Annotated in this window: 13 protein-coding genes and 1 tRNA gene; 9 read left to right on the top strand and 5 right to left on the bottom strand. The window is 31.8% G+C overall.

Annotation, left to right across the window (positions count from 1 at the left end; translation table 11 throughout):
* The first annotated feature begins 48 nt into the window (after positions 1-48).
* A complete protein-coding gene (locus tag L1S33_RS08480; protein WP_240552894.1) occupies positions 49-537 on the top strand; it encodes an ankyrin repeat domain-containing protein in 489 nt (162 codons plus the stop codon).
* Here L1S33_RS08480 and L1S33_RS08475 read toward each other — a convergent pair.
* The 4 genes from L1S33_RS08475 to L1S33_RS08460 are packed head-to-tail and all read right to left on the bottom strand — an operon-like array spanning position 527 to position 4,822.
* The gene (locus L1S33_RS08475) at positions 527-1,690 is read right to left on the bottom strand and encodes a sigma-54-dependent transcriptional regulator (RefSeq protein WP_240552895.1); all 1,164 of its coding nucleotides are present in this window, start codon (positions 1,688-1,690) and stop codon (positions 527-529) included. The two genes, L1S33_RS08480 and L1S33_RS08475, sit on opposite strands and share 11 nt — an antisense overlap.
* 43 nt (positions 1,691-1,733) lie before the next feature.
* Positions 1,734-2,558: a mechanosensitive ion channel family protein gene (locus L1S33_RS08470; protein ID WP_240552896.1), complete on the bottom strand. Its 825-nt coding sequence runs from the start codon at positions 2,556-2,558 to the stop codon at positions 1,734-1,736.
* 9 nt (positions 2,559-2,567) lie between these two features.
* The gene (locus L1S33_RS08465; protein ID WP_240552897.1) at positions 2,568-3,887 is read right to left on the bottom strand and encodes an ABC transporter permease; all 1,320 of its coding nucleotides are present in this window, start codon (positions 3,885-3,887) and stop codon (positions 2,568-2,570) included.
* A gap of 5 nt (positions 3,888-3,892) precedes the next feature.
* Entirely contained in the window at positions 3,893-4,822 is a 930-nt protein-coding gene (locus L1S33_RS08460; RefSeq protein ID WP_240552898.1) for an ABC transporter ATP-binding protein, read from the bottom strand.
* 188 nt (positions 4,823-5,010) lie between these two features.
* On the opposite strand from L1S33_RS08460, the gene L1S33_RS08455 reads away from it, so the two are divergent.
* From L1S33_RS08455 to L1S33_RS08435, 5 genes are all read left to right on the top strand, one after another.
* Complete coding sequence (locus L1S33_RS08455; RefSeq protein ID WP_240562006.1) at positions 5,011-5,469, top strand: MarR family winged helix-turn-helix transcriptional regulator; 459 nt, start codon at positions 5,011-5,013, stop codon at positions 5,467-5,469.
* A gap of 17 nt (positions 5,470-5,486) precedes the next feature.
* Positions 5,487-7,892, top strand: a complete 2,406-nt coding sequence (locus L1S33_RS08450; protein ID WP_240562005.1) for a 3-hydroxyacyl-CoA dehydrogenase/enoyl-CoA hydratase family protein — start codon at positions 5,487-5,489, stop codon at positions 7,890-7,892.
* A gap of 4 nt (positions 7,893-7,896) precedes the next feature.
* Positions 7,897-9,087 (top strand): acetyl-CoA C-acyltransferase, encoded by a 1,191-nt coding sequence (locus L1S33_RS08445; protein WP_240562004.1) that lies wholly within the window; start codon positions 7,897-7,899, stop codon positions 9,085-9,087.
* Positions 9,088-9,113: 26 nt separating this feature from the next.
* Positions 9,114-10,910, top strand: a complete 1,797-nt coding sequence (locus L1S33_RS08440) for an acyl-CoA dehydrogenase family protein (protein ID WP_240562003.1) — start codon at positions 9,114-9,116, stop codon at positions 10,908-10,910.
* 209 nt (positions 10,911-11,119) lie between these two features.
* A complete protein-coding gene (locus L1S33_RS08435; protein WP_240562002.1) occupies positions 11,120-11,566 on the top strand; it encodes a KTSC domain-containing protein in 447 nt (148 codons plus the stop codon).
* A gap of 164 nt (positions 11,567-11,730) precedes the next feature.
* Here the strand turns inward: L1S33_RS08435 and trxB are convergent, their stop codons facing one another.
* Positions 11,731-12,678: a thioredoxin-disulfide reductase gene (trxB, locus tag L1S33_RS08430; RefSeq protein WP_240562001.1), complete on the bottom strand. Its 948-nt coding sequence runs from the start codon at positions 12,676-12,678 to the stop codon at positions 11,731-11,733.
* 183 nt (positions 12,679-12,861) lie between these two features.
* Here trxB and L1S33_RS08425 point away from each other — a divergent pair.
* From L1S33_RS08425 to L1S33_RS08415, 3 genes are all read left to right on the top strand, one after another.
* Positions 12,862-12,936, top strand: a tRNA-Pro gene (locus tag L1S33_RS08425).
* Positions 12,937-13,139: 203 nt separating this feature from the next.
* A complete protein-coding gene (locus tag L1S33_RS08420) occupies positions 13,140-14,399 on the top strand; it encodes a site-specific integrase (protein WP_240562000.1) in 1,260 nt (419 codons plus the stop codon).
* Between the two features lie 54 nt (positions 14,400-14,453).
* Entirely contained in the window at positions 14,454-14,867 is a 414-nt protein-coding gene (locus tag L1S33_RS08415; RefSeq protein ID WP_068704607.1) for an HYC_CC_PP family protein, read from the top strand.
* Positions 14,868-14,935: the final 68 nt, after the last annotated feature.

The following is a 14,935-nucleotide window of genomic DNA, read 5'->3' as shown; positions in this document are numbered from 1 at the left end:
TGGTAAGCTTTTATAAAAAAGCTTACCAATTTTAAAAATAACTCACTAATGAATATTTTAAATACTTTTTTTGAAGCAATACAATCAGTAAACATTAATTTAATAGAAACACTTTTAAAAAGGTTTCCAAAACTTGCAAACGCGCAAGATAAAAGAGGTTTCACGCCTTTAGTTTTTGCTACTTATTTTGATAAAATAGAAATTGCCAAAACTTTAATTAAAAAAAATGCCAATGTAAATCATAAAGATGCAAAAGGCAATACTGCCTTATTAGGTGTAGCTTTTAAAGGTAATGTTGATATAGCACAACTTTTACTAAACAATGGTGCAAATATTAATGAACAAAACAACCTTGGTTATTCTCCTTTAATTTTTGCTACAATGTATAACCAAACAAAGATGGTTGCATTTTTATTAAAAAATAATGCAGACTTGTCATTAAAAGATAATGAAAACAAATCTGCATTAGAAATAGCAATTGCTAAAGACAATAAAGAAATAATTTCTCTATTAAATGTTAAAGAAGTTATTTGCTAGCAAATAATTTAATATCGTTTTTAGAAACCTCTTTTTCGCCAAGAATAATTAAACGCTCTACAACATTTCTTAATTCTCTAATATTTCCTGTCCAATCATATTCTTGTAATAACTTTATTGCATCACTTGAAAATGATTTTACCGGTGTTCCTTGTTCTTTAGAAATTTTTTCAGCAAAGAAATCTACCAATAAAGGTACATCTTCTCTTCTATCATTTAAAGCTGGAACTTTAATTAAAATTACTGCCAATCTGTGATATAAATCTTCTCTAAATCGACCTTCAGATATTTCTTTCTTTAGGTCTTTATTAGTTGCAGCAACTATACGAACGTTTACTTTTATATCTTTATCGGAACCTACTCGCTGAATTTTATTTTCTTGCAAAGCACGTAATACTTTTGCTTGTGCAGACAAGCTCATATCACCAATTTCATCTAAGAATATTGTTCCTCCGTTGGCAGCTTCAAACTTACCTGCTCTATCTTTATTTGCTCCTGTAAAAGACCCTTTTACATGTCCAAACAATTCACTTTCAATTAATTCTGAAGGAATTGCAGCACAGTTTACCTCAATCATATTAGCTTTTGCTCTGTCTGATTTTTCGTGCAACCAATGCGCAACCAACTCTTTACCTGTTCCGTTTGGACCAGTTATTAAGACTCTTGCATCTGTAGCAGCAACTTTTTCTATTATTTCTTTGATATGAGAAATTGCAGCGCTTTCACCAATCATTTCGTAGTTCTTGCTAACTTTCTTTTTTAGTCGCTTGTTCTCTACAACTAACTCTTTTTTATCGAGCGCATTACGAACTGTATTTAATAATCTATTTAAATCTGGTGGTTTAGAAATATAATCAAAAGCTCCTAAACGCATTGTATTTACGGCTGTATCTAAATCTCCGTGACCAGAAATCATAACCATTGGAACTTCTGGTTTTATTTTTTTAGCTTTCTCCAAAACCTCAACACCATCCATTTTTGGCATTTTAATATCACATAAAACCAAATCGTAGTCTTTGTCTTTTATCATTTCTATTCCAACCAAACCATCTTCAGCTTCTTCAACTTGATAGCTGTCATTTTCTTCAGAAATAATCTTTTTTAAAACTCTACGTATTGCAGCTTCGTCTTCTATAATTAATATTTTACTCATATCTTTTTGTATACTTTAAAGTCTTCAATAATTAAGCCAAAGTTTATTCTTTAACAACATGAATTGTTCTCTGCGGAAACGGAATAGAAATATTATTTTCTCTAAACAATTGATCTATTCTAAAACGAATATCACTTTGAGGAATAACCGCTTGGTAACTATCACTTAATGTAAAAACTAACTTAAATTCTAAAGCACTTTCTCCAAAATTTTGAAAAATTACTAGCGGTGCTGGATGTTCGTATACTTTTGGATGCTCTTTAGCAGCTTGAATTAAAAGGCTTTTAACCAACTCCACATCACTTCCATAAGCCACACCAATAGTTACATTTTCTCTAGTTGTTTTTCCGTTTTGTGTCCAATTATATAAACTATTAGTTAAGAATTTATGATTTGGAATTATCAAAACTTTATTATCAATTGTTACAGCTCTTGTTGTACGCAATCTTATTTCTTCAACTTTACCTACTTTACCTTCAATTTCTATAATGTCATTTACATGTAAAGATTTGTCAATTAAAATAAAAACACCCGACATTATATCCTGAAATAAGGTTTGCAACCCTAAACCAATACCAACTAATAACGCCGCAGAACCCGCTAAAAGAACACTTACATCTATTCCAGAAGATTCTAACGCAATAATTAAAACAACAGTGTAAACAAAGTATTTTATAAAAGAATAAATTGCTTTGAATTTATCCTTGTCTTCTTCGTTTAATTTTCTGTTAATAATTCTCTTTACAGTTTTTAATACTATTCCTGTAATAAAGAAAACAAATACAACAAATAGAATTGTTTTAACATCTATATGTATTGTTTCTGTAAGATCAAAAGACAGATTTAAAAACTCTTTAAGTGTTTTCATAAAAAAATATTATCCGTTATAACGAATCCACTTCCATAAGTCTTTATATGTTGGTTTTTTACCATACATTAAAATACCTACTCTATAAATTTTTGCTGCCAACCAAACTACTGCTAAAAATGTTACAATTAAAATTGTCATAGAAATTACTACTTCCCACCAAGGCACTCCAAAAGGAACACGCATTAACATTACAATTGGACTTGTTAATGGTATGTGAGAAAACAACACAGCAATTGGTCCATGAGGATCATTTATTACTGTAAAAGCACCTACATAAACCGCCAACATTAGTGGCGCCATAATTGGCATCATAAATTGTTGTGTATCCGTTTCGTTATCTACCGCTGCTCCAATTGCAGCAAATAAAGAACTGTACAACATATAACCTCCTAAGAAATAAAATACAAACAAGAAGAATAATGTCATCCAAGGTAATTTTCTGATTTCTAAAAATATATCTGCTTTATTTCCTAATAATTCTTTCATCTTGGCAGCTTGCTCAATATCTACATCTTGAGAAAACACTTTAGAAGCGTCAATTCCTAAAAACATAGAAACTGCTATAGAACCAATCATTAATAAAACTCCCCAGATAAAAAACTGTAATAAACCAGCAGAAGCATTACCAATAATTTTACCCATCATTAGTTGAAAAGGTTTTACTGATGAAACTATAACTTCAATAATTCTACTTGTTTTTTCTTCAATAACACTACGCATTACTGATGTTCCGTAAATAATTACAAACATCATTAACATATAACCCGCTAAAGAACCAACGCCAATTTTCATTCCGTTAATCATTTTAGAAGATTTCTCTCCAGAAAAATTATACATTTTTATGTCTGAAGAAATTCTTGAAGCTGCAATTTTTTCTAAGTTGATGCCTAACTTGGTCATTTTCAGGTTACGTAAATGTGTATTTACATTACGCTCTATATTTTCTATAGTGTTTAAACCTGGTGTATCTTTTGAATAAAATTCTACAGACTTCGCTAATACTTCTAAACTATCTAACTTTGGAATAAATAAAACACCGTAGTGATTTCCTTCTTCAACCTTCTTTTTTGTTGCTTCAATACCAACTTTTGTATAATCTTGATATTTTATAGTTTCAGTATCTTTAAAATTCTCTTTTGAAAAGATTCCTGAGTTATCTACATAAACAATTTCTTTAATTTTCTGATCGTTCTTTTTCATTAAGAAAACAACCAAAACCATCATACCAATCATTATTAACGGACTTAAAAAAGTCATCATAATAAATGATTTGTTTTTTACTTTGGCATTAAACTCGCGCCCTATAATTAATTTTAACTTATTCATTTTTCTTAGCTGTTTTTATTTACTGCCTGAATAAAAATATCGTTGGCACTTGGTATTAATTCTACAAAATGTTGCACTTGCCCTTTACTTGTTAAGAACGATAATAAATCGTTAGCAGAGTTTCCTTCAGTTAATTTAACATTCATTGTTAAACCATCGTTTAGTAATTTAAAATCTGCCGGAAAAACTTCAAAACTTTCTTTTAGTTTTTGCTGAACTTCCGCTGGGTTGTCTGTATTTAAACCAACTTGAAAAGTATTGGTTCTAAATTGACGTTTTATATCGGCTAATTTTCCATCTAAAATTTTATTAGATTTATCAATTAATGCAATTTCATCACACATTTCTTCAACAGACTCCATTCTATGAGTAGAAAAAATAATAGTTGCGCCTTTATCTCTTAATTGTAAAATTTCTTGCGCAATTAATTGTGCATTAATTGGATCGAAACCAGAAAAAGGTTCATCAAAAATCAATAATTTTGGCTCATGTAAAACAGTAACAATAAATTGTACTTTTTGCGCCATTCCTTTAGAAAGCTCTTCTATTTTTTTATCCCACCAAGTAGAAATATCAAACTTATCAAACCAATATTTAAGGCGTTTTTTAGCTTCAGTTTTACTTAAACCTTTTAATTGCGCCAAGTATAATGCTTGCTCTCCTACTTTCATAGATTTATACAAACCACGTTCTTCAGGTAAATAACCAATATGTTCTACATGGTTTGGAGCTAATTTTTCTCCATCTAAAATTACTTCACCACTATCTGGCATTGTAATTTGGTTTATAATTCTAATAAGTGAAGTTTTTCCTGCTCCGTTTGGCCCAAGTAAACCAAAAACACTTCCTTTTGGAATGTGAATAGACACATTATTTAATGCCGTAAAATCTCCATATCGTTTTACTACATTATTAATTTCTAATAAGTTACTCATTGATTTATTTTGTTGATTAGTTGCTGATTTAAGTTTTTCAACAAAGACAAACTTACATATTTTACAACTAATTAGTAGCACTTACATTCAATTTGTTACATAAAAATTTATGTTAAATTTACTATGCATGCATAACTTTTTTGAAATTTACTATGCACGCATAGTAAATTTAACTATATTTGTCGACAATGAGTAAAGACACAACAATAGATCATCAATTAAGAGCTACTTGGCAAGCAGTTGCAAAAATGTATAATGAGCAGGCTGCTAATCATAATAGTACAATGGCAACTGCTTTTGTATTGCTTAATATTGATAGTGAAAATGGAACACCTTCTACTTCATTAGGACCAATGATGGGAATGGAACCTACAAGTCTTTCACGTATCTTAAAAGTTATGGAAGACAAAAGGCTAATTTTTAGAAAAAAAAATCCCGATGATGGAAGAAGCGTAATTATTAAACTAACCGATTATGGTAAAGAAATGCGTGATGTATCTAAAGGACACGTTTTTCAGTTTAATAATAAGGTAAGAGAAAATGTTACTGAAGAAGAAATAGCAAGCTTCTTTAAAGTTACAAGTACAATTAACAAACTAATTGCAGACAAGTTAATTTATAGTGAAATTAACAAGAAAGCAGTATAAAATAAATCAATATCAAAATGACTAGAAGAATAAAAAAAGTAGCGATAATCGGTTCCGGAATAATGGGATCTGGTATTGCTTGTCACTTTGCAAACATTGGCGTAGAAGTTCTTTTATTGGATATTATTCCAAGAGAATTAAACGACAAAGAAAAAGCAAAAGGATTAACATTAGAAGACAAAATTGTTCGTAATCGTTTAGTAAACGACGCTTTAACAGCTTCATTAAAATCGAAACCTTCTCCTATTTATAGTAAGAAATTTGCAGAAAGAATAACTACAGGTAATTTAGAAGATGATATTGCTAAAGTTGCCGATGTAGATTGGATAATGGAAGTTGTTGTTGAACGATTAGACATTAAGAAAATCGTTTTTGAAAAATTAGAGAAGTACAGAACTCCTGGAACTTTAATTACTTCTAATACTTCTGGTATTCCTATTAAATTTATGAATGAAGGAAGAAGTGAAGATTTCCAAAAGCATTTTGCGGTAACTCACTTTTTTAATCCTCCAAGATATTTAAAACTTTTTGAGGTTGTTCCAGGTCCAAATTGCGATCCTGCTGTAACAGATTTCTTAATGGAATATGGTGATAAATTTTTAGGTAAAACATCTGTTTTAGCTAAAGATACTCCTGCATTTATTGGAAACAGAATTGGAATCTTCGGAATTATGAGTTTATTCCACGTTGTAAAAGACATGGGGTTAACTATTGAAGAAGTAGATAAATTAACGGGACCTGTAATTGGTCGTCCAAAATCTGCAACTTTCAGAACAATTGATGTTGTTGGTTTAGATACATTGGTTCATACGGCAAATGGAGTAAAAGACAATTGTCCAGAAGATGAAATGAGAGATCAGTTTGTTATTCCTGATTTTGTTAACCACATGATGGAAAACAAAATGTTAGGAAGCAAAACCAAACAAGGTTTTTACAAAATGACAAAAGATGCTAATGGTAAAAGAAATATCTTATCATTAGACTTAAATACATTAGAATATAGAGAAAAGAAATCTGCAAAATTCGCTACGTTAGAATTAACGAAAACGATTGATAATGTTACTGACAGATTTAAAGTATTAGTTGCAGGAAAAGACAAAGCTGGTGAGTTTTACAGAAAATCTTTCGGAGCAATGTTTGCTTATGTTCAAAATAGAATTCCAGAAATTTCTGACGAATTATATAGAATTGATGACGGTTTAAGAGCTGGATTTGGTTGGGAACATGGACCTTTTCAAATTTGGGACGCAGTTGGTATTGCCAAAGGTGTTGAGATTATGAAAGCCGAAGGACATGCAGTTGCTTCTTGGGTTACTGAAATGTTAGAAAAAGGAGAAACTTCTTTTTATTCAGTAAAAGACGGCGCAACGTATTACTACGATATTCCTGCAAAAGCACAAGTTAAAAAACCAGGTCAAGATTCATTTATTATATTAGACAACATCAGAAAATCTAACGAAGTTTGGAAAAACTCTGGTGCTGTAATTGAAGATTTAGGTGACGGAATTTTAAATTTAGAATTCCAATCTAAAATGAATACTATTGGTGGCGATGTTTTAGCAGCAGTTAATAAAGCAATTGATTTAGCTGAAACTAATTATCAAGGTTTAATTGTAGGTAATCAAGCAGCAAATTTCTCTGTTGGAGCAAATATCGGAATGATATTTATGATGGCTGCAGAACAAGAATATGCTGAATTAAATCAAGCAATTAAATATTTCCAAGACACAATGATGCGTATGCGTTATTCTTCAATCCCAACAATTTCTGCTCCTCACGGAATGGCTTTAGGTGGTGGTTGTGAAATTTCTTTACACGCAGACAAAGTAGTTGCAGCAGCAGAAACTTATATGGGATTAGTAGAATTTGGAGTAGGTGTTATTCCAGGTGGTGGTGGTTCTAAAGAAATGGCTTTACGTGCTTCAGATACTTTCCGTAAAGGAGATGTTCAGTTAAACGTATTGCAAGAAAATTTCTTAACAATTGGCACTGCAAAAGTGGCAACTTCTGCTTATGAAGCATTCGATTTAGGATTACTTCAAAAAGGAAAAGATGTTGTTGTGGTAAATAAAGATCGTCAAATTGCAGTTGCTAAGAAACATGCAATCTTAATGGCTGAAGCAGGCTATACACAACCAGCTTCTCGAAATGATGTATTAGTTCTTGGTAAGCAAGCTTTAGGTGCATTTATGGTAGCTACAGATTCTATGCAAGCAAGTAGATTTATTTCAGAACACGATCAAAAAATAGCAAACAAATTAGCCTATGTAATGGCTGGTGGAGATTTATCAGAACCAACTAAGGTTTCTGAACAGTATTTATTAGACTTAGAACGCGAAGCTTTCTTAAGTTTATGTACAGAGCGCAAAACATTAGAGCGTATTCAACACATGTTAAAAACTGGTAAACCATTAAGAAACTAAGAAGATGAAAACAGCATATATAGTACAAGGATATAGAACCGCCGTAGCAAAGTCTAAAAGAGGTGCGTTCAGATTTAAAAGAGCTGATGAATTAGCTGCTGAAACAATTCAGCATTTAATGAAAAATTTACCAGAATTCGATAAAAAACGTATTGACGATGTAATAGTTGGTAATGCAATGCCAGAAGGTTCTCAAGGACTAAACATGGCACGTTTAATCTCTTTAATGGGATTAGAAATTGAAGATGTTCCTGGTGTAACCGTAAATCGTTTTTGTTCTTCTGGATTAGAAACTATTGGTATGGCAGTTGCAAAAATTCAGTCAGGAATGGCAGAATGTATTATTGCAGGTGGAGCAGAAAGCATGAGCTCTGTACCAATGACAGGTTTTAAACCAGAATTAAATTACGATACAGTTGCTGCAGGTCATGCAGATTATTACTGGGGAATGGGAAATACTGCAGAAGCAGTTGCAGACCAATTTAAAGTTTCTCGTAAAGATCAAGATGAATTTGCTTTAAACTCACACTTAAAAGCATTAAAAGCACAAGCTGAAGACCGTTTTCAAGACCAAATAGTTCCTATTGAGGTTGAAGAAACGTTTATTAATGCTGAAGGAAAAAAAGTATCAAGAAAATATACCGTAACTAAAGATGAAGGACCAAGAAAAGGATCTAACATTGCTGGTTTAGAACGTTTACGTCCTGTATTTGCAACTGGCGGAAGTGTTACTGCTGGTAACTCATCACAAACAAGTGATGGTGCAGCGTTTGTAATGGTTATGAGTGAAGATATGGTAAAGGAATTAAACATAAAACCAATTGCAAGAATGGTAAGTTATGCTGCTGCAGGTGTTCCTCCAAGAATAATGGGAATTGGGCCAGTTGCTGCTATTCCAAAGGCATTAAAACAAGCAGGATTAAAACAAGAAGATATCAGTTTAATTGAATTAAACGAAGCATTTGCTTCTCAATCTTTAGCTGTAATTCGCGAATTAGGTTTAGATGCTGATATTATTAACGTAAATGGTGGTGCAATTGCATTAGGACATCCATTAGGTTGTACAGGTGCAAAATTATCTGTTCAATTATTTGATGAAATGCGCAAGCGTAACATGCAAGGAAAATACGGAATGGTAACTATGTGTGTAGGTACAGGTCAAGGTGCTGCAGGTATATTCGAGTTCTTAAACTAATAACAAAAGATTAAAAAAATAATACAATGTCAGATATATTAAGAGGAGGTCAGTTTTTAGTAAAAGAAACTGCATGTGAAGATGTGTTTACTCCTGAAGATTTTTCAGAGGAACAACTAATGATGAAAGAAGCTGTAAAGGAATTTACAGAACGTGAAATAGTTGCTCACAGAGAACGTTTTGAAGCAAAAGACTACAAGCTTACCGAAGAGGTAATGAAAAAAGCCGGAGAACTTGGTTTCTTAGGTGTTGCTGTTCCAGAAGAATATGGTGGAATGGGAATGGGATTTGTTTCTACAATGCTTACTTGTGAATATATTTCAAGCGGAAACGGTTCTTTAAGTACTGCTTTTGGTGCGCATACAGGAATTGGTACAATGCCAATTACTTTATACGGAACAGAAGAACAAAAGAAAAAATACGTTACTAAACTTGCTACTGGTGAGTGGATGGGCGCTTACTGTTTAACTGAACCAGGAGCTGGATCTGATGCAAATTCAGGAAAAACTACTGCTACGTTATCAGAAGATGGTAAATCTTATAAAATAAACGGACAAAAAATGTGGATTTCAAATGCAGGTTTCTGTAATTTGATGATCGTTTTTGCTCGTATAGAAGATGATAAAAACATTACTGGTTTTATTGTTGAATATGATGCTGCAAATCCAAACGGAATTACGTTAGGTGAAGAAGAGCACAAATTAGGTATTAGAGCAAGTTCTACTCGTCAAGTATTTTATAGTGACACTGTAGTTCCTGTAGAAAATATGTTATCTGTTCGTGGTGGTGGATTTAAAATTGCCGTTAACGCATTAAACGTTGGTCGTATTAAATTGGCTGCAGCTTGTATCGATTCTCAAAGAAGAGTTACAACAACTGCTTTACAATACGCTACAGAAAGAAAACAATTTAAAACTCCTATTGCAAATTTTGGAGCTATTAAGGCAAAATTAGCTGAAATGGCAACAAATACATATGCTGGAGAATCTGCAAGTTATAGAGCTGCTAAAAATATTGAAGACAGAATTGCAATGCGTTTAGAAGCAGGAAATTCTCATTCAGAAGCAGAATTAAAAGGTGTAGAAGAATATGCAATTGAATGCTCTATCTTAAAAGTTACTGTTTCTGAAGATGTACAAGCTTGTGCAGATGAAGGAATTCAGATTTTTGGAGGTATGGGATTCTCTGAAGAAACACCTATGGAAGCTGCTTGGAGAGATGCAAGAATTGCTCGTATTTACGAAGGAACTAACGAAATTAACAGAATGTTATCTGTTGGTATGTTAGTGAAGAAAGCAATGAAAGGTCACGTTGATTTATTAGGACCAGCAACAGCTGTTGGAAATGAGTTAATGGGAATTCCTTCTTTTGATACGCCTGATTATTCAGCTTTATTTGCAGAAGAAAAAGAAATGATAGCAAAATTAAAGAAAGTCTTTTTAATGGTTGCAGGTTCTGCAATTCAAAAATTTGGGCCAGATTTAGACAAGCACCAACAATTGTTAATGGCTGCTGCTAACATTTTAAACGAAGTGTATATGGCAGAATCTACTATCTTACGTACTGAGAAAAACGCAAAACGTTTTGGAGAAGATGCACAAGCTGGACAAATTGCAATGGCAAAATTATACTTATATAACGCAGTAGATATTATTATTAAAAACGGAAAAGAAGGAATTGTTTCTTTTGCTGAAGGTGATGAACAACGTATGTTATTAATGGGCTTAAAGCGTTTTACTAAATACGCTAATCACCCTAATGTTGTTGCTTTACGTAATACTATTGGAGATAAATTAATAGCTGAAAACAAATATTGTTTTTAGTACGCAGTTTACAGTAACAATACACAGTTAAACTGTGTAACTGAAAACTGATATAAAGATTTTCTTAAACTTTTAAAGGTTTTAGAATTTAGTTGTTTGTTTGAAACCGCTTCTGAAGAGAAGCGGTTTTTTTATGTAAACAAAACTAAAATAACGCGTTATAATTAATTAAATATCAATACTTTTGCACGAAATTTGAAAACATACAGATGAAACGCATAAAACAATACAAGAAACTTTTTAACGTAGAAGGAACTATTGATTTGAAAGAATTAAAAAAAACCTACAGAGGTTTAGTTAAGCAATGGCACCCAGATAAGTTTACTGACGAAGATAAAAAGGAAGAAGCAGATGTTATGAGTACTCAAATCATTGACGGTTATCATTTTTTAGTAAGTATTGCTCCTGAAACTAAAGAAGCAAATTTAGAAGCGTACAAAAAAACAATTACTGAATTTCAAGTTGCTGATTGGCATCATAAAAGCATGTTATTAGAAGTTACTTTTACTGATGGGAACAAATACGAATACTTTGGTGTTAGCAAAATACTTTTCGGAAAGTTTATCAATGCAAAATCTATGAATAATTTTGGTAAAAGAAATATTTTTAACAAATTTACTTATAGAAAATCTATGAAAGCTTCTGTTGAAGTATAAATTGGTTTCATAAATAAGCTTAGCCATGATTGAAGTGGCATCCTTTTGCTTTTTCTGCAAAAGATATAACGGAAAGCAGGAAATAGCTTCAAAAAAATATCATACAAAACAAAAAAGAGATTGCTTTCGCAATCTCTTTTTTTTATATAAAATAATTAAAAATCTTATTCTAAAGCTCCTAAATAACGCTCTGCATCTAAAGCTGCCATACAACCTGTACCTGCTGCTGTAACTGCTTGTCTGTATTCTTTATCCTGAATATCTCCAGCTGCAAAAACTCCTGGTAAATTTGTTTTGGTAGATTTTCCTTGGGTAATTAAATAACCTACTTCATCCATATCTAAAACTCCTTTAAATAAATCTGAATTTGGTTTATGACCAATGGCAATAAATACACCTGTTATAGCAATATCGTGCTTATCTTTTGTTTGATTATTTACAACGCGAGCACCTTCTACAACAGATTCACCTAAAACCTCATCTAATTCAGTATTATATAAAACTTCAATATTTGCAGTTTTATTAACACGGTGTTGCATTGCTTTTGAAGCACGCATATGATCTTTACGAACTAACATTGTAACTTTATTACAAATATTAGCCAAATAAGTAGCTTCTTCTGCAGCTGTATCTCCTGCTCCAACAACAATTACATCTTGACCTTTATAGAAAAAACCGTCGCAAGTTGCACAAGCAGAAACTCCACCTCCAATTAAACGTTGTTCACTTTCTAAACCTAAATATTTTGCTGTAGCACCTGTTGAAATTATTACTGTTTCTGCTTCTAATTCTTTAGATTCATCAACAATTATTTTATGAATTCCGCCAATTTTATCGCTTAACTCAACTTTAGTAACCAATCCAAAACGAACTTCAGTTCCAAAACGTTCTGCCTGTTTCTGTAAATCATTCATCATAGCAGTTCCGTCTGTTCCATTTGGATAACCCGGATAATTATCAACTTCTGTAGTTGTTGTAAGTTGACCACCCATTTGCATTCCTGTATACATAACAGGTTTCATATCTGCTCTTGCTGCATAGATTGCGGCTGTATATCCTGCAGGTCCAGAACCTATAATTAGACATTTTATTCTTTCTATTGTATCTGACATTTTTGAATTCTAATTTTAAACAATTACAAATGTAATTTTTTTTACGTTTTAAAAAGTTTATTGTGAATATCTTTTGACAATTAGACGATAAGAAAAACCAATCTTACACGTAATAATTTAAATCAAAAATAGTTTGTAAACTTAATAAAAGATGTATCTTTGCAATCCGAAATTTATATTTTTCGGGGTGTAGCGTAGCCCGGTCATCGCGCCTCGTTTGGGACGAGGAGGTCGCAGGTTCGAATCCTGCCACCCCGACTAAATTAATAATCAATTAACATCAAAACCTTGGTAATCGTAAGATTATCGAGGTTTTATGATTTTTAAGCAATCATAAGATTTGGTATTATTTGGTTAAAAAAGTGACCTATTCGGTTACCATTTTATAATAGGTATATAGGTAACCGAATTATTGATTTGACTTTCGTCAGTAAACAAATGTTTAACTAAAGACGAAAGATATGAAAACTTCGACAACGTTTAGTATTCTGTTTTGGCTCAAACTATCAAAAGCTAAAAATGGAAAAGCACCTCTTTATGCACGTATAACAGTAAATGGGAAAAGAGCAGAAATTAGCCTCAAACGAAAAATTAAAATTGAATTTTGGAGCTCTGCCAAAAACAAAGTAAAAGGAACCAACCAAGAGGCTCGAATTATTAACGCATATTTGGACCAGGTATCTTCAGAGCTTCACCAATCCAAAAACGAATTAAAATCCGAAGGTAAGATTACTTCAGCTCAAACCGTTAAGGCTCGTTACCTAAAAGAAGATGAACAAAATTATTCTTTAAATGATATCATAAAATATCATAATGAAGATATGGTTGGAAAACTCAAATGGGGTACTCAAAAAAATTACTTCACAACACAAGGGTACATTGCAGATTTCATTTTTGTAAAATATAAAGTTACAGATATGTATTTAAAGCAATTGGATTATAATTTCATTTTAAAGTTTGAAAAATACTTAAGAAATTTCACACCCACAGACCACCAAAAACCAATGGGTAACAATACTGTAATGAAGCATATTGAACGCTTTAGAAAAATGATTACACTATCTTATAAACTGGAATGGATTGAAAGAGACCCGTTTATAAACTTCAAATCTAAATTTGTAAAAGTAGAAAGAGGCTTTTTAACTGAAATGGAATTGAACGAAATTGAAGAAAAAGATTATTCAATTGAAAGATTACAATTAGTAAAGGATCTATTTGTTTTCGCCTGTTACACCGGCTTGAGTTATATTGATGTAATAAACTTAACAGCAAGTGATATTAATTATGGTATAGATGGCGAGTTGTGGTTAATTATGAAAAGAGAGAAAACAAACAATGCCTTACGAATTCCTATACTACCTAAAGCACTTAATTTAATTAATAAGTATAAAGAAAATCCAAAATCATTAGCAAATGCTACTGTATTTCCAAAAATGTCAAACCAAAAATTAAATGCTTATTTAAAAGAAATAGCAGATTTATGCAGAATAGAAAAGAATCTAACATTTCATCTGGCACGACATACATTTGCTACAACAGTAACTTTAAGTAATGGCGTACCTATTGAAACAGTATCTAAACTTTTAGGTCATTCTCGCATTTCAACAACACAAATTTATGCTAAAGTGATTGAACGTAAGGTAAGTGATGATATGAAAACATTAAGAGCAAAATTTGAGAAAGGTGTAAAAACAACCAAAAACCAATCAAGTTTTATTTAAAGCAAAGTTAAAATCTATTCAAATTGAATTAAATTTTATACCTTTGTTTTCAATATGAAACAAGTATTCCATAAAATAATGTCACTTTTAATGGCTTTTGTAGTGTTATTTTCTACAATGTCATTTACTGTAGATATGCACTATTGTGGAGATACTTTAATGGATACAGCTATATTCCATAAAGCAGAAACCTGTGGAATGGAAATGGAAAACCCATTAACTGATGGGTGTTCTATAACAAAAAAGAATTGTTGTAGTGATGAACAATTAGCTGTTGATGGTCAAAATGAATTACAACTTCAAGTTGATAAAATTACTTTTGAGCAGCAGGTATTTATTGCTTCTTTCGTATATACTTACATTAACCTTTTTGAAGGGTTAGATAATAACGTATCTTCTTTCGAAGAATACGAACCACCACTTGTCGTCAAGCAAATCTTCAAGATTGACGAGACTTATTTAATTTGATTTTTAAACATTAGACTGTTTTATCCTATGGCTGTATGTCATAAGGATGATTTTTTGTATTCGGTGTT

It is taken from the genome of Tenacibaculum aquimarinum (assembly GCF_022478115.1).
In the GTDB taxonomy this organism is placed as follows: domain Bacteria; phylum Bacteroidota; class Bacteroidia; order Flavobacteriales; family Flavobacteriaceae; genus Polaribacter; species Polaribacter aquimarinum_A.
The sequence above is the reverse complement of the archived record's forward strand: the minus strand, read 5'-3'. Positions and strand labels throughout refer to the sequence as shown.

What these genes read in the sequence shown, in the direction of transcription:
- L1S33_RS08415 (WP_068704607.1), top strand. Translation starts at nt 14,454, where the DNA reads ATGAAACAAGTATTCCATAAAATAATGTCACTTTTAATGGCTTTTGTA.
- L1S33_RS08440 (WP_240562003.1), top strand. Translation starts at nt 9,114, where the DNA reads ATGTCAGATATATTAAGAGGAGGTCAGTTTTTAGTAAAAGAAACTGCA.
- L1S33_RS08435 (WP_240562002.1), top strand. Translation starts at nt 11,120, where the DNA reads ATGAAACGCATAAAACAATACAAGAAACTTTTTAACGTAGAAGGAACT.
- L1S33_RS08445 (WP_240562004.1), top strand. Translation starts at nt 7,897, where the DNA reads ATGAAAACAGCATATATAGTACAAGGATATAGAACCGCCGTAGCAAAG.
- L1S33_RS08450 (WP_240562005.1), top strand. Translation starts at nt 5,487, where the DNA reads ATGACTAGAAGAATAAAAAAAGTAGCGATAATCGGTTCCGGAATAATG.
- L1S33_RS08465 (WP_240552897.1), bottom strand. Translation starts at nt 3,887, where the DNA reads ATGAATAAGTTAAAATTAATTATAGGGCGCGAGTTTAATGCCAAAGTA.
- L1S33_RS08480 (WP_240552894.1), top strand. Translation starts at nt 49, where the DNA reads ATGAATATTTTAAATACTTTTTTTGAAGCAATACAATCAGTAAACATT.
- L1S33_RS08460 (WP_240552898.1), bottom strand. Translation starts at nt 4,822, where the DNA reads ATGAGTAACTTATTAGAAATTAATAATGTAGTAAAACGATATGGAGAT.
- L1S33_RS08455 (WP_240562006.1), top strand. Translation starts at nt 5,011, where the DNA reads ATGAGTAAAGACACAACAATAGATCATCAATTAAGAGCTACTTGGCAA.
- trxB (WP_240562001.1), bottom strand. Translation starts at nt 12,678, where the DNA reads ATGTCAGATACAATAGAAAGAATAAAATGTCTAATTATAGGTTCTGGA.
- L1S33_RS08475 (WP_240552895.1), bottom strand. Translation starts at nt 1,690, where the DNA reads ATGAGTAAAATATTAATTATAGAAGACGAAGCTGCAATACGTAGAGTT.
- L1S33_RS08420 (WP_240562000.1), top strand. Translation starts at nt 13,140, where the DNA reads ATGAAAACTTCGACAACGTTTAGTATTCTGTTTTGGCTCAAACTATCA.
- L1S33_RS08470 (WP_240552896.1), bottom strand. Translation starts at nt 2,558, where the DNA reads ATGAAAACACTTAAAGAGTTTTTAAATCTGTCTTTTGATCTTACAGAA.